Origin of the sequence: Streptomyces sp. PsTaAH-124 (assembly GCF_000373685.1) — a bacterium.
GTDB classification, from domain to species: Bacteria; Actinomycetota; Actinomycetes; order Streptomycetales; family Streptomycetaceae; genus Streptomyces; species Streptomyces andamanensis.
The window spans coordinates 195026-212167 of the sequence record NZ_KB892165.1 but is presented as its reverse complement, the minus strand read 5'-3'; the positions used below and the strand labels follow the sequence as shown (position 1 = coordinate 212167).

15 protein-coding genes are annotated in these 17142 nt (G+C 74.5%); 10 read left to right on the top strand and 5 right to left on the bottom strand.

The features are described 5' to 3' along the window. Positions 1-15 precede the first annotated feature (15 nt). Positions 16-465 carry a hypothetical protein gene (locus B086_RS39920; RefSeq protein WP_018566799.1) on the top strand — a complete coding sequence of 150 codons (450 nt, stop codon included), beginning with the start codon at positions 16-18 and terminating at the stop codon, positions 463-465. Then, complete coding sequence (locus tag B086_RS39915; protein WP_018566798.1) at positions 462-1637, top strand: MFS transporter; 1176 nt, start codon at positions 462-464, stop codon at positions 1635-1637. The genes B086_RS39920 and B086_RS39915 overlap by 4 nt, the downstream gene beginning before the upstream one ends. A gap of 22 nt (positions 1638-1659) precedes the next feature. On the opposite strand, the gene B086_RS0112740 is transcribed toward B086_RS39915, so the two are convergent. Next, on the bottom strand, positions 1660-1989 hold the full coding sequence (locus B086_RS0112740) for a hypothetical protein (RefSeq protein WP_018566797.1): 330 nt from the start codon (positions 1987-1989) through the stop codon (positions 1660-1662). A gap of 237 nt (positions 1990-2226) precedes the next feature. Between B086_RS0112740 and B086_RS0112735 the strand changes: the two genes are divergently transcribed. The 6 genes from B086_RS0112735 to B086_RS0112710 all read left to right on the top strand — a co-directional run bounded on the left by B086_RS0112735 (position 2227) and on the right by B086_RS0112710 (position 8596). Beyond that, positions 2227-2727: an inorganic diphosphatase gene (locus tag B086_RS0112735; protein WP_018566796.1), complete on the top strand. Its 501-nt coding sequence runs from the start codon at positions 2227-2229 to the stop codon at positions 2725-2727. Between the two features lie 34 nt (positions 2728-2761). Continuing rightward, positions 2762-3484, top strand: a complete 723-nt coding sequence (locus tag B086_RS0112730; RefSeq protein WP_037873411.1) for a 2,3-bisphosphoglycerate-dependent phosphoglycerate mutase — start codon at positions 2762-2764, stop codon at positions 3482-3484. Between the two features lie 53 nt (positions 3485-3537). Beyond that, entirely contained in the window at positions 3538-4806 is a 1269-nt protein-coding gene (gene eno, locus B086_RS0112725) for a phosphopyruvate hydratase (RefSeq protein ID WP_018566794.1), read from the top strand. Positions 4807-4978: 172 nt separating this feature from the next. Beyond that, positions 4979-6607, top strand: coding sequence for an adenosine deaminase (locus tag B086_RS0112720; protein ID WP_086024209.1), 1629 nt, complete (start codon positions 4979-4981; stop codon positions 6605-6607). Between the two features lie 195 nt (positions 6608-6802). Then, positions 6803-7849, top strand: coding sequence for a TRM11 family SAM-dependent methyltransferase (locus tag B086_RS0112715; RefSeq protein WP_018566792.1), 1047 nt, complete (start codon positions 6803-6805; stop codon positions 7847-7849). A gap of 114 nt (positions 7850-7963) precedes the next feature. Beyond that, positions 7964-8596: an FxLYD domain-containing protein gene (locus B086_RS0112710; protein ID WP_018566791.1), complete on the top strand. Its 633-nt coding sequence runs from the start codon at positions 7964-7966 to the stop codon at positions 8594-8596. Positions 8597-8680: 84 nt separating this feature from the next. Here the strand turns inward: B086_RS0112710 and B086_RS0112705 are convergent, their stop codons facing one another. The 4 genes from B086_RS0112705 to B086_RS0112690 form a co-directional block, all read right to left on the bottom strand. Then, positions 8681-10204 (bottom strand): chitinase, encoded by a 1524-nt coding sequence (locus tag B086_RS0112705; RefSeq protein ID WP_018566790.1) that lies wholly within the window; start codon positions 10202-10204, stop codon positions 8681-8683. A gap of 210 nt (positions 10205-10414) precedes the next feature. Beyond that, a complete protein-coding gene (locus B086_RS0112700; protein WP_018566789.1) occupies positions 10415-11437 on the bottom strand; it encodes an acetamidase/formamidase family protein in 1023 nt (340 codons plus the stop codon). 99 nt (positions 11438-11536) lie between these two features. Next, positions 11537-12964, bottom strand: a complete 1428-nt coding sequence (locus tag B086_RS0112695) for an APC family permease (RefSeq protein WP_018566788.1) — start codon at positions 12962-12964, stop codon at positions 11537-11539. A 119-nt stretch (positions 12965-13083) separates the two neighbouring features. Then, complete coding sequence (locus B086_RS0112690; protein WP_018566787.1) at positions 13084-14355, bottom strand: ABC transporter substrate-binding protein; 1272 nt, start codon at positions 14353-14355, stop codon at positions 13084-13086. A gap of 47 nt (positions 14356-14402) precedes the next feature. Here B086_RS0112690 and B086_RS0112685 point away from each other — a divergent pair, with 47 nt between their 5' ends. Continuing rightward, positions 14403-14936, top strand: coding sequence for a MarR family winged helix-turn-helix transcriptional regulator (locus B086_RS0112685; RefSeq protein WP_018566786.1), 534 nt, complete (start codon positions 14403-14405; stop codon positions 14934-14936). Between the two features lie 261 nt (positions 14937-15197). Then, the gene (locus tag B086_RS0112680; protein ID WP_026252357.1) at positions 15198-17129 is read left to right on the top strand and encodes a sensor histidine kinase; all 1932 of its coding nucleotides are present in this window, start codon (positions 15198-15200) and stop codon (positions 17127-17129) included. The last annotated feature ends 13 nt before the right edge of the window (positions 17130-17142 follow it).

The window sequence follows — 17142 nt, the reverse complement described above, 5'->3', positions numbered from 1 at the left end:
CAGGAGCACCGCGCCATGACAGACCTCGACCGGGCGGCGGTGGCGGCCCTGCGCACGGCCCGCGTCACCGTCGTCAACGCCGAGTGGCACCTGCGCGAGGAGCAGGCCCTCGGCCGGCTCGCCCGCACCGGCCGCCTGGCCTGCACCCCGCTCTTCCCCGGCCACTTCGTCATCCAGGTCGTCGCGATCGGCGGACGGCCGCTCGGCCGCGCCCGCCACCACCGCGACGGCCGCCGCGCCCGCTGGGTCGCCGTCCCCGCGGGCACCGCCCACGAGATCGGTGGCTACCGCACCCTGCACGGCGCCGCCCGCGCCCTGGCCCGCCACGCGGGCCTGCGCCGCCGCCGCGTCACCGACGTCCCCGGCGGCCTCCCGCCGGACGGCGGCGCGGACGGCTCCGGCCGGAGCACGGGCCGCGGGCTCGCGCACGGCTCCCCGGAGCCACCGGCGGACCCGAAGCGGTGAGCGGCGCCGGTCGCCGCGGCCCGGCGGGCGGCACCGCGCTGCGCTTCGTGCTGCTCATCGGCGTGGTGAGCCTGTTCTCCGACATGGCCCACGAGGGCGCGCGCGGCATCACCGGGCCCTTCCTCGGCTCGCTCGGCGCCGGTGCCCTCGCCGTCTCCGTGATCGCGGGCACCGGCGAACTCCTCGGCTACGCACTGCGGTTCGTGTCCGGCCGGGCCGCCGACCGCACCGGCCGGTACTGGCCGATCACCGCCGCCGGCTACCTGGTGCAGATGGTCGCGGTGCCGCTGCTCGCCCTGGCCGGGCACTGGCCGGTGGCCGCCGTGCTGATCGCCGCCGAGCGCGCCGGACGCGCCCTGCGCACCCCCGCCCGGGACGCGATGCTCGCCCACGCCACCGCCGAGCTGGGCCGCGGCCGGGTCTTCGGCGTACGGGAGGCCCTGGACGCGGCCGGCGCGATGACCGGCCCGCTCGTCGTGGCCGGTGTGCTCGCGCTGCACGGCGGCTACCGCACGGGCTTCGCCGTGCTCGCCGTACCGGCCGCGCTCACCTTGCTCGTCCTGGCCGCCGCGTGGCGGCAGTACCCCGACCCGTCCGGCCTGGACACCGGCGAGGACGTCCCCGGCAGACACGGCACCCCCCGGGCCTTTTGGACCTATCTGGCGGCCATGGGCCTGATCGCCGCCGCCTACGCCGACTACCCGCTCATCGCCTACCACTTCGGCCGGGCGCACGTCGTCGCCGCCCCCTGGATCCCCGTCCTGTACGCCGTCGCCATGGCCACCGAGGCCCTCGCCGCGCTCACCCTCGGCCGCCTGTTCGACCGGTGGGGGCTGCGGACGGTGGTGGGCGCGACCCTGCTGACGGCGTGCTTCCCGCCGCTGGTCTTCCTCGGCGGCCCGGTGGCCGCCGTGTGCGGCGTGGTGCTGTGGGGGCTGGGCACGGCCGCCCAGGAGTCCGTGGTCCGGGCCGCCCTCACCGGCATGACCGCCCCCGGCCGCCGGGCCTCCGCCTTCGGCCTCTTCGACACCGGCTTCGGCCTGTGCTGGTGCGCGGGCAGCCTCGCCCTCGGGGCCCTCTACGACCACTCCGTCACCGGCCTGGTGGTCTTCTCCGTCGCCCTGCAACTGGCCGCGGTCCCGCTGCTGCTCAAGGTGCGCCACATCGCCTGAGCGCCGCGCGGGACCGGGCGGCTCACCGCAGCAGCCGCATCAGCACGTCCTCGGCCCTCCCGTAGGCCTGCGAGCCCACCCGCAGCCGCCACACGGTCCCCTGCGCGCCTTCGCCCGGCGTCACGACCCGGACCGGCCGGGGCGCGGGCGCCGCGTGCGCGGGAACCCCCGCCTCGCGCAGCGCGTCGAGCACCTCGTCGACCCGGCGCGCGGGGATGTCGGCGACCGGCGCCCAGGACACCGCCCGCAGACCGTTGCCCCGGCCGCCGGGCGGCAGCCACGCGGGCGCGAAGAGTCCCGCCGAGACAGTGAGGTGCGCGCTCCCGTGGGAGCTGGAGACGGCGCCGGACATGGCATCCTCCCCGGGTCTTCCCGCACGTCCAGCGTACGTCGCGGGGCTCCGCCCACGGAGCTGCTCCGTCCGGCGTACCCTGGATACCCGCGCCGGTGATCCATGGGGCACACTGTGGAGGCGCCCAGCGCGTCGGTGATGGGGCTCACCGCGAACCGCGGCATCATGCCGCTGACGGTCCCTGGCAGAACAGCTGAGCCGTGCCATGAGGACGGCTCCCGTCGCCAGGAGGCTCCCGTGGAGTTCGATGTGACCGTGGAGATCCCGCAGGGGTCCCGCAACAAGTACGAGATGGACCACGAACTGCACCGCATCCGGCTGGACCGGCTGCTGTTCACCTCCACCAGGTACCCGGCCGACTACGGCTACATCGAGGGCACCCTGGGCCGCGACGGCGACCCGCTGGACGCGCTGGTGCTCACCGGCGAGCCGACCTTTCCCGGCTGCGCCGTCGAATGCCGGGCGGTGGGCATGTTCGTCATGAAGGACGAGCACGGCCCGGACGAGAAGATCCTCTGCGTCCCCGCCCACGACCCGCGCTACGCGTCCCTCGGGGACATCGACGACATCCCCGAGTTCGACCGCCTGGAGATCACCCACTTCTTCGAGGTCTACAAGGACCTGGAACCCGGCAAGTCCGTCGAGGGCTCCCACTGGGAGGGCCGCGAGCAGGCGTACGCGGAGATCGGCGCCGCCCGGGAGCGGGCCGCGGCCACCCCGGGAACGACCGGTGACTGAGCCGCGCGCCCGCCCGGTGGGCACCCTGGTCCTCATGCGGCACGGCCAGAGCACCACCAACGCGGAAGGCCGCTTCACCGGCTGGACCGACGTGCCCCTCACCGCCCGGGGCGAGGACGAGACCGTCCGGGCGGCCCGGTCGATCGCCCGCGAAGGGCTCCTGCCGGACGTCGTCCACACCTCCCTGCTGCGCCGCTCCGTGCACAGCGCCGACCTCGCCCTCGGCACGCTGGACCGGCTGTGGATCCCCGTACGCCGCAGCTGGCGGCTGAACGAGCGCCAGTACGGGGCCCTGACCGGCCGCCTCAAGCACGAGGTCCGGCAGGAGGCGGGCGCCGGCCGCTACCGGCACTGGCGCCGCTCGCTGCACGGCCGCCCCGCCCCGCTGCCCGCCGACGCGCTGGCCCGGCTGCGCGCCGACCCGCGCTACGCGGCCCTGCGCCCCGACGCGGTGCCCGCCGTGGAGAGCCTGGCCGACATGATCACCCGGGTCGTGCCCTACTGGACCGACGTCCTCGTACCCCAACTGCGCACCGGAGCCACCGTGCTGGTCGTCGCGCACGGCAACTCCCTGCGCGCGCTGGCGGCCGTGCTGGACCGCCTCACCGGCGACGAGGCGGAACGGCTCGACATCCCCACCGGCGCACCCCTGCGCCACGACTTCGACGGCGACCTGCGTCCCCTCGTACGCCACGGCACCTACCTGGACCCCGGCAGCGCCGCCCGCGCCGACCTGGTGGCCGCCGAGGGCCACTGACCCCGGCGCCCCGCCCTCGGTCCACCACCCCTGCACCCCGGAGGAAGACCCCCATGACTCTGCGCCCCGCCGAGCTGCACGCCGTCGAGATCCTCGACTCCCGCGCCCGCCCCACCCTCGCCGTCACCCTCACCACCGACGACGGCACCCGGACCCGGGCCGGTGTGCCCTCCGGGGCCTCTACCGGCACCCGGGAGGCCGTCGAACTGCGCGACGGGGACGAGGCCCGCTACCGGGGCCAGGGCGTCCTGGCCGCGGTCGGGCACGTCAACGGCGAGATCGCCCGCGCCCTGACCGGCCGCGCCTTCGACTCGGCCGCCGACCTCGACCGGGCACTGATCGAACTGGACGGCACCGGCACCAAGTCCCGGCTCGGCGCCAACGCCGTCGTCGGGGTCTCCCTCGCCGCCTGGCGCGCCGAGGCCGCCCTCGCCGGGCGGGAGCTGTGGCAGCACCTCGCCCGGGTCGCGGGCACCACCCCGCGGCTGCCGGTGCCGCACTTCAACGTCGTCAACGGCGGCGCCCACGCCGCGAACGCGCTCGACTTCCAGGAGTTCATGCTCGCCCCGCTCGGCGCGCCGAGCCTGCCCGAGGCGGTGCGGGCCGGAGCGGAGATCTACGGGCGGCTCAAGGCCCGGCTCGCCGCGGAAGGGCACACCACCGGGCTGGGCGACGAGGGCGGCTTCGCCCCCGCCGTCGACCGGCCCGAGGACGTCCTGCGGCTGCTCACCGAGGCGATCGGCGACGCGGGCCACGCCCCCGGCCGGGACGGAGTGGCCATCGCCCTGGACCCGGCGGCCAGCGAGTTCCGCGACGGCGACGGCTACCGGGTCGCGGGGGAGCACCTGAGCACGGACCGCCTCATCGACCGCTACGAGGAGATCGTCGACCGCTTCCCGGTCTGGTCGATCGAGGACGGCCTGGCCGAGGACGACTGGGACGGCTGGGTCCGGCTGACCGCCCGCCTGGGCCACGGGACGCAGATCATGGGCGACGACATCTTCGTCACCGACCCGGCCATCCTCACCGAGGCGATCGGCCGGAAGATCGCCAACTCCTCGCTCATCAAGGTGAATCAGATCGGCACCGTCACCGAGACCCTGGAGGCGATGCGGATCTGCCGGGAGGCCGGGTACACGCAGATGGTGTCCCACCGCTCGGGCGAGACCGAGGACGCCTTCATCGCCGACCTGGCCGTCGGCACCGGCTGCGGCCAGCTCAAGTCCGGTGCCCCGGCCCGCGGGGAGCGCGTCGCCAAGTACAACCGGCTGATCGAGATCGCCGAGGCCCACCCCGAGCTGCCGTTCGGACTGGCCGGCTGACGCGGCACACCCGCCCCGCCCGGCGTCGGACCGACGGCGCCCGGCGGGGCGCTCGCGCGCGGCGGTCCGGGGTGAGCACCCCGTACGGCCGCGGGCCGGTGTCACCCTGTCGAGTGGATCTCCGCCCGCTCGCCTGACCCGGGGCGCCCGGCATCGTGATGATGCAGGCGTGATTACCGAATCCACGCGGTCCGGGCCCCGACGCAGGGCTCTGACCACCTCAGGTGTCGTCCTGTTCACCGCGCTCTCGACGCTGGCCGCCGTACCGGCCGCGCCGGCCGCCGCCTCCGCCACGGCCGCCCGGCCCGCCAGCCGCCCCGCCGCCGCACGGCCGCCCGCCACCCGGGCGGAAGCCGCGACCGACGCCTACCTGCGCTCGATCCGGCGCGACCCCGCGGCCCTGCGCCGCTTCTTCCAGCGCATGCCCAAGGGCGGCGACCTGCACAACCACCTCTCCGGCGCGGTCACCACCGAGTACCTCGTCGAACTGGCCGCCGAGGACGGCCTGTGCATCCAGACCGCGACGATGACGGCCGTGCCCCCGCCCTGCGGCGCCGGTACCCGGCCCGCCGCCGACGCCCGCACCGACAAGGCGTTCCGCGACGCGATCGTGCGCGCCTGGTCCATGCAGGACTTCCCGCCCGGCGGCAACGGCCACGACCACTTCTTCGACACCTTCGGCAAGTTCGGCGAGGTGACCTGGCGCCACCGGGGCAAGCTGCTCGCCGACGTCGCCGACCACCTCGCCGTCCAGAACCAGTCCTATCTGGAGACGCTGGTCACGCCCGCCTCCGACGGCGCGAAGAAGCTCGCCGACCAGGTCGGCTGGGACCCCGACCTGGCCGCCCTGCACCGCAAGTTGACGGCCGGCGGCGGACTCGACCAGGTGGTCGCCCAGGCCCGTACGGAAGCCGACGACGGTGACGCCGAGTTCCGCACCGCCGAGCACTGCGGGACCAGGACCGCCCGGCCCGGCTGCACCGTCACCGTGCGCTGGATCTCCCAGGTCTCGCGCGGCAGTTCGCCGCAGCGCGTCTTCACGCAGATGGCCCTCGGCATGCGCCTGTCCGAGCGCGACCACCGCTTCGTCGCGGTCAACCTGGTCCAGCCGGAGGACGGTGAGACCGCCCTGCGCGACTACAGCCTCCAGATGCGCATGCTCAAGTACCTGCGCACCGTCTACCCGCACGCCCATCTCACCCTGCACGCCGGGGAGTTGTGGCCGGGCCTGGTCAAGCCCGCCGACCTGAAGTTCCACATCGAGGAGGCGGTGGACGTCGCCGGTGCCGAGCGCATCGGCCACGGCGTCGACCTCGTCCACGAGGACGACTGGCAGCGCACCGCCCGCACGATGGCCGCCCGGGAGACGGCCGTCGAGGTGCCGTTCACCAGCAACGCGCAGATCCTCGGCGTCAAGGGCGCCGAGCACCCCTTCGAGACCTACCGCCGCTACGGCGTACCGGTCGTGCTCGCCACCGACGACCCCGGGGTGAGCCGGATCGACATCACCCACGAGTACCAGTACGCCTCCCTGACGTACGCGCTGGCCTACCCCGAGCTGAAGGACCTGGCGCGGGCCTCCCTGGAGTACGCGTTCGCGCCCGGTGCCAGCCTCTGGCAGGGCAACCCCACCCGCTCCGGCTACACGTCCGTGGCCGCCTGCCGCGGGGTGCGCCCCGGCGTCGACCGGCCGGGCGGCGCGTGCGCCCGGCTGCTGGACGCCAGCCTCAAGGCGCGGCTGGAGTGGCGCCAGGAGATCGCCTTCCACCGCTTCGAGGCGTCGGCGGGCCGGACCCGCTGACCGTGCGCGCCCGCTGACCGTGCGCGCCCGCTGACCGTGCGCGCCCGGTCCGGTGCCCCGCACCGGGCCGGGCGCGGCGGGCGGCTCGGGTAAGGTCGGTGTGTCATTCAACCGGCCCCGAGCAGGGCCGCGCCCCGGGCACCAGCACCACCGCGGCCGCCGCCGGAAGCCCCTGGAAAGCAGGATCCGCAACACATGAGCAGGTACGGGTTTCTCGTCTCGCCCTCGCACAACCGCGTGTACGCCCGGTCGGCGCCCGCGCTGGCCCTGGCGGAGCTGGAGGCGTTCGGCGAGACCGTGATCGACGGCGGTGTCCAGGACACCGGCGTCACCGAGATCGGCGGCGTGCCCTACGTCACGTTCAGCGCCGCGGAGCTGTCCGGCACCGACATCCGGCTGCTGTCGAACCTGTCGTCGCTGTACGCCCTCTTCGCCGTCGAGGGCGATCTGCTGCGGCCGGTCGCCAGGCAGCCCCTCGACCTGTTCGAGAGCGACCTGCTCACCATCCAGAAGTACGCGGGCAAGACCAACGAGGACTTCACCCGGCTCCTGCTGAACGTGACCGCGCTGGCCTCGGACGAGCCCGCCCGGCTGCTCACCGGCGACCTGCGCCTGCTCGACCCGATGTGCGGCCGGGGCACCACGCTCAACCAGGCCGTCATGTACGGCATGGACGCCTCGGGGATCGAGATCGACCCCAAGGACTTCGACGCCTACTCCGCGTTCTTCCGCACCTGGCTGAAGAACAGCCGCCTCAAGCACCGCGCCGAGACGGGCACCGTACGGCGGCAGAAGGCGACTCTGGGGCGCCGGCTCCAGGTCGCCCTCGGCGCCTCCAAGGAGCTGTACCGCGAGGGCAGCACCATCGACGTGACCGTCGTCAACGCGGACACCCTCCGCGGCGGCGACTTCTTCCGGCGCGGCGAGTTCGACCTGATCGTCACCGACGCGCCGTACGGCGTGCAGCACGGCAGCCGCCCGCACGGCGGCGGGAACGCCGGACGGCTCTCCCGCAGCCCGGTGGACCTGCTGGCCGCCGCCGTCCCGGTCTGGCAGCCGCTGCTGCGGCCCGGCGGCGCCCTCGGCATCTCCTGGAACACCCACGTGGCGGGCCGGGAGCAGCTGGCCGAGATCCTGGAGGCCCACGGCTTCACCGTCCGCGACTCCGCGGCGTACCGGGGCTTCGAGCACCGCGTGGACCAGGCGATCAACCGGGACATCATCGTGGCCCGCAAGGACTAGCACCTTCCGGGCCGGGGGAGGGGCCGCGTCACCGGGGCGGCGGCGGCCGGGTCGCGCGCCGCGCGGACCGCGCCGACGATGAGGTCAAGGTTCCCCACCCCTAAGGACGGGCCGATGCCTCTCCCGCGTCGCGCGGGCCCTTCCGGGCCGCGCCCCACCGCCCTCACGGCGGCCGCACTCCTCTGCGCCCTGGCGGCCGGCACGCTGACCGGATGCGGCGGCGGCAACGACCAGGGCGGATCCGCCACTCGGACGCCGAGCGCACCCGAGACGGGCTCCTTCTCCGCCGGGACCCTGCCGTCCGCGCTGGCCTCCTCCGCCTCGGCGGCTGTGTCCTCCGCGCGGGCCTCGGTCTCGGCGGCGGCCTCCTCCCTGGAGGCACGTGCCTCCGAGTTCGAGGCGTCGGTGTCGGCGGACACCGCCCGCTCCGCCGCGACGGCCGAGAAGGCGCTGAAGGGCGTGCCGGGCAGGGGCAACGCCGTGGGCGAGGTCGGGATGACCGGGGTGCCCCGGGACCGGACCGGCGGGGTGCTCGCCGTGCTGGTGACCATCACCAACAAGACCGACCGCAAGGCGTCGTACGCCGTCCAGGTCGACTTCGTCGACGCCGACGGCAAGGTGGCCGAGACCCGGTACGTCGGGGCGCAGGACCTCGAACCGGGGAAGAAGGCGCAGCCGATCGCGTTCAGCCGCCAGTCGGCCGACAAGAAGCTGACGGCCCGGCTGGCGAAGGCGCAGCGGTACTGAGCCGGCCGCCGGACAGGGACGAGCGGCCCGGAGTCCGTGCCCACGGGGGGCGGACTCCGGGCCGTTCAGCCGTACGGGAGCGGATCAGCAGGCGCCGAGGTCCTGCCAGACGCCCCACTCACCGGTGGTGCCGGGCTCCTCGCCCGTCGTCCACCACTTGGCCTTCCAGTTGTGGCCCTTGTAGGAGACCTGCTGGCCGCCGGTGTAGACGGTGCCCTTGGCCCACGGGGCGGCGGTGCACTGGTTGCCGTTGCCGCCGGTGATGGTCAGGGCGTACGTCGCCGAGTGGCTGCCGGAGGCGCTCGAACCGGTCACGGTGATGTTGTAGGTGCCCGAGACCGCCGCCGAGGTGGTGGCGAGGGAGAGCGTCGCGGAGCCGCCCGCGGTGACCGAGGTGGGGCTGACCGAGGCGGTGACGCCCGCCGGGGCACCGCTGACGCTGAGGTTCACCGTCTGCGCGTCGCCCTTGGTCACGGCCGTCTTCACCGTGGTGGTGGCGGACTGGCCCGCCGTCACGCTGCCGGAGGCCGCGCCGAGCGCCACCGAGAAGTCGTTGGACGGGGCGGTGCTGCCGCTGGTGAACGGCTCGAAGATATGGGAGAAGTCCCAGGTGTTCTGCTGGATCCCGGAGCAGTTGTCGGCGGCGGCGCCGCCCGCACAACTGCCGTTGTCACGCTGGAGGGCCCAGAAGGACAGGGTGTTGATGCCCTTGGAGACGGCCCAGTTGTAGACCGAGGTGGCGTTGGCCAGGGTGAAGGTCTCGGCCGGTCCGAAGTCGTCGACGCCGGGCATCTCGGTGACGCCGACCATGCCCCACAGCTGTGCGGAGGTCTTGCTCGGGTAGAGCTGGCCGAGCGTGGTGACCAGGCCCTGGGCGGCGGTCTGGGTGTCCTTCGCCATGTCGTGGGACTGGTTGTCGTAGTAGTCGAACGTCATCAGGTTGACGACGTCGATCCGGGTGCCGTTGCTGACCGCGTTCTTCAGCAGCTGGACGCCGTTGTCGGCGAGGCCGTGCGTGGTGGTCGGCAGGGTGTAGGAGAACTCCACCGTGCGGCCGTTGGCCGCCGCCCAGTCCTGGACCAGCTTGATCGCCTTGTTGCGGCGGTCGATGCCGGCCGAGTTGTCGATCGAGTCGGCCTCGATGTCCATGTCGAGCCGCGAGATGTCGTAGGTCGTGATGACCTTCTCGTACGCGGCGGCGATCTGCTGGACGTCGGTGCAGCTGTCGGCGATCTCGGTGCCCGTGGTGTCGGCCGTGTAGCCGCCGAACGAGGGGATGACGTCCCCGCCGTTGTTCTGGATGGTCTTGATGTCGCTGCCGAAGGTCGACTGGGAGATCGGCATGCCGGTGTCGCCGTTCCAGTACGGCGTGCACGAGCCCTTGGACGCGGTCTGGAGGAACGCCATCGTCAGGTGCTTGGCGCCCGACTGGGCGGCCAGTGCGGCGGGGCTCTCGCCGGTCCAGGCCTCGAAGTAGGGCGCGAAGACGTGCGCGGGCAGCGGTGTCGCCGCCTGCGCCGTGCCGGTGCCCGCCAGGGCGAGGCCCACCGAGGCCGCCGTGGTGACGGCCGCGGTGAGGACCGCGCGGAAGGAACGCCTGAGTCTCATGTCAGTCCCGGTGTGTGGAGGGGGAGTTCGCCGGATCCCGTACGGGGTAGAGAAGTTGATGCGTATGGGATAGCGCCCGCCGACCAGGTGGGTCAATGGTCTGGACCAAAAAGGGACTAGACCAATTCGCCGGTCCGGAAACTCATTCGCCTGCACAGGGCCCGCGGCGGCCGACTGGACCACCCGCGGGCCTCTTTCGCCCCTCTGGGCTCAGCGGCCGCTCAGGTAGGCCGCGCCGAGATCCCGCAGCCGGTCGTGGACGCCTTCGTAGGCGCGGGCCGCGCCCAGCACCCGCTTGGGCAGCTTGGCGACCATCGTGTAGAGGGTGTCGCAGACGTTCGCCGCGGGCGCCAGACCCGCCTGGCTCACCAGCTGGTACGCGTCGAGCTGATCGAGCCCGAGCAGCTCGGACGTCCACTGCACCAGGTCGTGCTGGCTGATGCGGAAGGCGTCCTCCAGCGGCCGGGCGTGCCCGGTGCTCAGCAGGAACCCGTCGTTCTCCAGCCGCGGCACGGCGGGCCCGCCGCCCTTGACGAGATCCACGGCCACCACCGTGTTCATCGCCGTCTCCACCGCCGTACCGCACACCTCGCCCTCGCCCTGCCGGGCATGGCCGTCGCCGACGGCCAGCATCGCGCCCTCGACATTGACGCCGAAGTAGACGGTGGTCCCGGCCCGCAGCTCGGGCGTGTCCATGTTGCCGCCGTGCACCCCCGGGGAGATCGACATCAGCCGCTCGCCCGCCGCCGGGGCCACCCCCACCGTGCCGTGCATCGGGTCCAGCGGCAGCTCCACCGCGAAGTCGCCGCGGGTCGCCTCGAACCGGCAGGTGCCGGCCTTCGTGTCGATGGCGTAGACCCACACCCGCTCCTCCAGCGCGGGGTGCAGCATGGCCGTGGTGTGCGTCGCGGTCAGCGCCCCGAAGTGCGGGAACGTACTGGACACGCCCCAGTCGCGGGCCGGTGCGATGTCCACGAAGTGCACCGCGAGCGTGTCGCCGGGCTCGGCGCCGGCCACTGCGATCGGACCGGTGACCGGGTTCAGGTACGGGAACGAGCAGACCCTGCTGGGCAGATCGGCCGGTCCGCGCACCCGGCCGCCGAAGCAGTCCTCGGTGGTCAGCTCCACGATGCTGCCGGGCTCCACCGTCACCACGGGCGACCCGCCGCCGAAGGCGTAGGCGTAACGGGCGGGATCCGAGGGGACGTTGATCACCGGGGCGGAAGTGTTCATACGGGGGGTTCCTCCTGAGTGCCGGATCGCGGATGCGAACGCGGGCGGGGCGGGCGGGCCAGGGACAGGGCGCCGCGTGCGGCGGCACCCGGGGGAGGACTACCCGGCGGGCGGCGGGGCCACCGGATCGTCCGTGCTCTCCGCGTGTTCCACGGCCGCCAGGTCGGGCCGTCGGCCGGTCAGCAGCAGCCCGGCCAGGACCACGACGCCGATGCCGAGCCACACGAACCCCAGCCGCTGCGCCGCGATGTCGGCGTTCACCACCACGTACGCCAGGATCGCGAAGCCGATCGCGGGTGCGATCAGATGCCGCCAGAAGTCGCGGCTGCGCCGCCGGACCAGATAGTGCACGACCACGGACACGTGCAGCACCAGGAACGTCGTCAGGGCGCCGAAGTTGACCAGGCTGCTCAGCAGGGTCACCCCGTCGTCGCGGGAGTTCATGTACAGGCCCAGCGCCAGCGAGACGGCGGCCGTGAGCAGGGTCGCGTTCACCGGCACCCGGTGGCGCGGGTGCACCTTGGCCAGGAACGCGGGCAGTTGGCGGTCCCGGGCCATCGCGTACAGCAGGCGCGAGGTCGCGGCCTGCGCCACCAGCGAGTTGGCGAAGCCCCAGGCCACCGCGGTGGCGGCGGCGGTCAGGGTGGCCAGCCACTCGCCGGAGGCGACCCGGGCCGCGTCGTAGAAGGCGGTGCCGCCGGGATCGCCTTCGGTGAGCAGCCGGTCCGGTGCGGGCACCAGCAGCGACGCCAGCCAGGTCTGGACGATGAACAGGGCGCCCGCCAGCACCAGCGCCGCCACCATCGAACGGCCGATGGCGCGGGCCGAGTCCTTGTTCTCCTCGGCGAGCGTCGAGATGCCGTCGAAGCCGAGGAAGCTCAGCACGGCCACGGAGACGGCCCCGAACACCAGCGACCAGGAGAAGGTGTGCCCGTTGTAGACCGCCGTGAAGTCGAAGCCCCGGCCCTTGCCCTGCGCCAGGGCGATCACGCCGATCACCAGGAAGACGGCCAGCACCACGAGTTCGGCGAGCAGCATCAGCTTGTTGACCCGCGCGGTCATCCGGATGCCGGTGTAGTTGACCGCGGTGTTGAGCAGCACGAAGCCCACCAGCCACAGCCACACGGGGACGGCCGGGACCAGCGAGTTCATGGCGATCCCGGCGATCAGGTACAGCAGGCCGGGCACCAGGACGTAGTCGAGGAGGATCATCCAGCCGGAGAGGAAGCCGACCGGGGCGGCGATCCCGCGGCCCGCGTAGGCGTAGACCGAGCCGGACATCGGGAACGCCTTCGCCATCTGCGCGTACGACAGGGCCGTGAACATCATCGCCACCATGCCGACCGCGTAGGTCAGGGCGACCATGCCGCCGGAGCTCTGGAAGACGCTGCCGAAGATCCCGAAGGGTGCGATGGGCACCATGAAGACCAGGCCGTAGACGAGCAGGTCCCGGAAGCTCAGCGAGCGGTGCAGTTCCTGCCGGTAGCCGTAGCTCTCCAGCGTGCCGGAAGCCGGTGGTTCGGACATGGCGTTCTCCTCACTGCGGGGTGCCCGCGCGTTGCGGGGAGAGCGTACGGCCACTTATTTCCAGATGGAAGTATCTCGACGGGGGAGGGTCGCTGAACCCCGGCACCGAGGGCGGCGGGTCAGTGGCCCCGGGCGCGGAACGAGGCCACCACCCGCAGGTCGGGGCCGTCCGCGCGGGCCAGGTGCAGGGCGGGCCGTGGCGGTCCCTGCGGTGCCGCGCGCCACGCCTCGCGCGGGCCCGGCCCCCGCGCGGCCAGCAGGCGCCGTACGGCCGCGGGCAGAGCGGCGTCCGCCCGCAGCGCTCGGCGCGCGGCCAGCGCCGCGACCAGGTGCACGCCGTCGTAGAGGCCGCGCGCGTAGGAGTCCAGCACCGGGGCGGCCGGGCCGAGCAGGGCGCGGTGCCGCTCGGTCAGGGCGAGCGCGCGGTCGTCGGCCAGCGAGGCGAAGGAGTCCATGCAGGAGTACAGGGCGCCGGTGTCGTCGCCGCCGCAGGCCAGCAGGCCGTTCTCCTCCAGCGCCCCGGACAGCCGCACCAGCCGGCGGTCGAGACCGCTGTGCCGCAGCCCCCGGTTGAACGTCACCAGATCCCGCCCGATCAGGCTCACCAGGACCGCCTGGACCCGGTGCGCGCGCAGCTCCTCCACCAGCCGCCCCAGCGCCCGGTCCACCTGCCCCAGCGGCACCCGGTGCTCCAGCACCACCTGCGCGTGGCACCCGGCCGCGGCGTCGCGGGCGGCCCGGTGCACGGCCCGCGGCCAGATGTAGTCGTTGCCCACCAGCGCCCAGCGGCGCACCTGATGACGCGCTGTCAAATAGGCGACGGCGGCGGTCAGTTGCTCCCCGGGCCCGACGCCGGTGCAGGCCACCCCCGCCAGCCGGGCACCTCCCTCGTGCGGCGGGGTGAAGACGTACGGCACCCGGCCGCTCACCACCGCCTCGACGGCCCGGTGGACATCGCTGGAGTGGAAACCGGCCACCGCGTCCACCGCCCCCGCGCCGACCAGTTCCGCGACCTGCCCGGCGACCGCCGCCGGGGCCCGGCCGCCGTCCACCAGCACCAGGTCCATCCGGTGTTCGGCACGCGGAACGGCACGGTCCCGCACCCGGCGGACGCCCCGTCCTGACCCGGCGGGCCGGGCATCCGCCGGCCCCTCGGCCCGCCGCGCCCGCGCCGCCGTCCCACGGCCCCCGGGCCCGGCCGCGATCCCGCCCGCCGCGTTGATCTCGTGCGCCGCCAGCGCGGCCGCGTCCAGCGCGGACGGTCCGATCAGCCCCAGCGCCCCGGACTGCGGCACCACCAGGCAGAGCCGGAACGCCGCCGCGTCACCCGGCGCGTACAGCGCGTCGAGCGGCTCGATCAGCCGCGCCTGGAGGTTCACGCCGTAGTCCACGCCGCGAGTATGCTCCAGGAAGCGGCGGACGGAGGAGGTGAGTGCGCGTGGGGAGCGTACGGCCGGATCCCGTCGCAGACACCGCACCGCCCCCGGCCCCCGCGGCGGCGTCCGCGCCGGGCCGCCCGGCGCCGCCCGGCTCCGTGGCCGCCCGCACCGGCGGGCCCCCGCTCGTCGAGATCCTCACCCTCGCCCAGCGGCGGCTCGTCCAGGGGCTGGCCGCCGTGCTCGGCGAGGAGCGCTGCACCGTCGACCAGTGGCGCGTCCTGCGCGCCCTCGCCGACGACGCGGGCAGCCCCATGGGCGAGCTGTCGCAAGGGCTGCTCATCCCGCACGCCTCCCTGACCCGCCTGGTGGACGCGCTCGCCGACGACGGCTGGGTCTACCGCCGGCAGTCCGACACCGACCGGCGCAGCATCCGCGTCCACCTCTCCCGGCGCGGCCGGGACCGGCTGACCCGCCTCGACGCGCTCGCCGCCGCCCATGAGTCGGCGCTGCGCGCCGCGGCCGGTGGCGACGGCGCGGGCGGCCTCGGCGCCCTGGTGGCCCATCTCGCGGCGGACCCCGGCGCCTGCGCCTGACCCCGGCCGCCCGCGCCACCGGTCCCGGACGCGCACGTTTTTTCGGTCGGCCGTACGACGCCTCATACCAGAGCGGGACGCTCGGCGGGGGATTTTGGCGACTGCTCATCGCACATGATGCCTCGGTGACTACTGTGAGTGTCCACCGGACGACGTAGAGGCGCTCTCCAGGGCCTGGCCGTCCGGCACAGCGATGGCGTACGCCCGCTCGCGTCTCCGGCGCGAGCGCACAGGCCCGACGGAATCCAGTACGAGGAACAGATGTCTCACCTCCGTGCACCGGCCGCCCGCGCAGATCGCCGCGAGGGCGGCGGACGGCACGGGCGGCCGGTGGCCCGCACCGTCCCCTCGCTGCCCGAGCCCCGCATACGGCCCCAACTGCTGCGGCTGGCCGTGCTGCCGCCGCTGGCGGTGGCGCTCGGCGCGGGCGCGGCCGTGCTCTTCGCTGTGCGCTCCACCGGCGCCCGGCCCGGCCTCGCCCTGTGCGCGGTGCTCGCGGGCGCGCTGTCGGTCACGGTCGCGGGCATCGTGACCGCCGCCGTCGCCGCCGGGCGCGCGGCCGCCTCCGTGCACGAGCGGCTCGACGCGCTGCGCCGCGGCACCGCGCACCGCGAGGCCGAACTGACCGCGCTCGTCGAGGCGTTGCGGCACGGCGAGACCCTGCCCCCGCGCACCCCGCCCGGCGGCGCGCCCGGTGACGCCGACGGGTTCGAGCTGCTCGCCGCCGACCTGGCCCGCGCCCACGAGGGGGCGGTCGACGCCGTCGTGCAGGCCGCCCGGCTCTCCGGCCGCGACGGCAGCGAGCAGAAGCTGGAGGTCTTCCTCAACCTCGCCCGGCGCCTCCAGTCCCTGGTGCACCGCGAGATCTCCATCCTCGACGAGCTGGAGAACGAGATCGAGGACCCCGACCTGCTCAAGGGCCTCTTCCACGTCGACCACCTCGCCACCCGCATCCGCCGCCACGCCGAGAACCTCGCCGTCCTCGGCGGCGCCGTCTCCCGGCGTCAGTGGAGCCACCCCGTCTCCATGACCGAGGTGCTGCGCTCGGCCATCGCGGAGGTCGAGCAGTACTCGCGGGTGAAGCTCGTCCCGCCCGTCGATGGCCGGCTGCGCGGCCACGCCGTCGCCGACGTCATCCATCTGCTGGCCGAACTCGTCGAGAACGCCACGGTGTTCTCCGCCCCGAACACCCAAGTGCTGCTGCGCGCGGGCCTGGTGACCTCGGGACTGGCCGTGGAGGTGGAGGACCGGGGCCTCGGCATGCCGGTCGGCGAACAGGTCCGGATGAACACCCTGCTCGCCGACCCGGACCAGGCCGACGTGGCCGGGCTGCTCGCGGACGGCCGCATCGGGCTGTTCGTCGTCTCCCAACTGGCCAAGCGGCACGGCATCGACGTCCGGTTGCAGACCAACATCTACGGCGGTGTGCAGGCGGTGCTCGTGGTGCCGCAGGCGCTGCTCGGAGCGGAGCCCGGCACCGGTGCCGGAGCCGGGGCAAGGTCCGGAGCGGGAGCGGGAACGGGAGCGCGGGCTGGGGGAGCCGGTGCGGCCGGTGCCGCCCCCTACGCCGGTACCCAGGACTCGGCGAGGGACGGCGTCCCCGCCGCCCCCGCCCCCTCTGCCGGCTTCGGAACCCCCGGCGCCCCCGACACCCCCGGCGTCCACCCGCAGGCCCCGGCGCGCGACGGCGGCGTACCGGCCCTGCCCGCCGTGCCCGCCCCGTCCGCCGCGGGCGGGGATCCCGGACCGGCCGGGGACGGCACCCACGCGGCCGCCGGGCCGTACGCCGAACCGGCCGTGCCCTCCCACCACCAGGAGCCCGCGCCCCTGCCGCGACGCGGTGACCGGGACGGACGGGCGAACCCGGCGGAGGCCGCCCCCGGCATCCGGCCGCACGACCGGGCCGCCGTGGCGGCGAACGCCGGTGTCCTGCCCGTGCCGCGCGTCGACGTGGTGCGCGGCGTCATGGAACCGCCCAGCCTGCCCCGGCGCCGCGCCCAGCAGCACATCGCGCCCCAGCTGCGCGGCGGCCCCGCGCCCCGCCAGGACAGCGACGACACCGTGGGCCACGATCCCGGTCTGATGGCCGCCTTCCAGCGCGGGATCGGGCTCGCCGAGGCCCGCCAGCGCCAGGACGCGTCCCCGGAGCCGGCCGAGGCCGCACACCACGACGGGAGCACGCCCGCCGGATGACCCGCACGACCGC

Coding starts and splice junctions, on each gene's coding strand:
- B086_RS39920 (WP_018566799.1), top strand. CDS start 16: ATGACAGACCTCGACCGGGCGGCGGTGGCGGCCCTGCGCACGGCCCGC.
- B086_RS0112740 (WP_018566797.1), bottom strand. CDS start 1,989: ATGTCCGGCGCCGTCTCCAGCTCCCACGGGAGCGCGCACCTCACTGTC.
- B086_RS0112730 (WP_037873411.1), top strand. CDS start 2,762: ATGCGGCACGGCCAGAGCACCACCAACGCGGAAGGCCGCTTCACCGGC.
- eno (WP_018566794.1), top strand. CDS start 3,538: ATGACTCTGCGCCCCGCCGAGCTGCACGCCGTCGAGATCCTCGACTCC.
- B086_RS0112715 (WP_018566792.1), top strand. CDS start 6,803: ATGAGCAGGTACGGGTTTCTCGTCTCGCCCTCGCACAACCGCGTGTAC.
- B086_RS0112710 (WP_018566791.1), top strand. CDS start 7,964: ATGCCTCTCCCGCGTCGCGCGGGCCCTTCCGGGCCGCGCCCCACCGCC.
- B086_RS0112705 (WP_018566790.1), bottom strand. CDS start 10,204: ATGAGACTCAGGCGTTCCTTCCGCGCGGTCCTCACCGCGGCCGTCACC.
- B086_RS0112700 (WP_018566789.1), bottom strand. CDS start 11,437: ATGAACACTTCCGCCCCGGTGATCAACGTCCCCTCGGATCCCGCCCGT.
- B086_RS0112695 (WP_018566788.1), bottom strand. CDS start 12,964: ATGTCCGAACCACCGGCTTCCGGCACGCTGGAGAGCTACGGCTACCGG.
- B086_RS0112680 (WP_026252357.1), top strand. CDS start 15,198: ATGTCTCACCTCCGTGCACCGGCCGCCCGCGCAGATCGCCGCGAGGGC.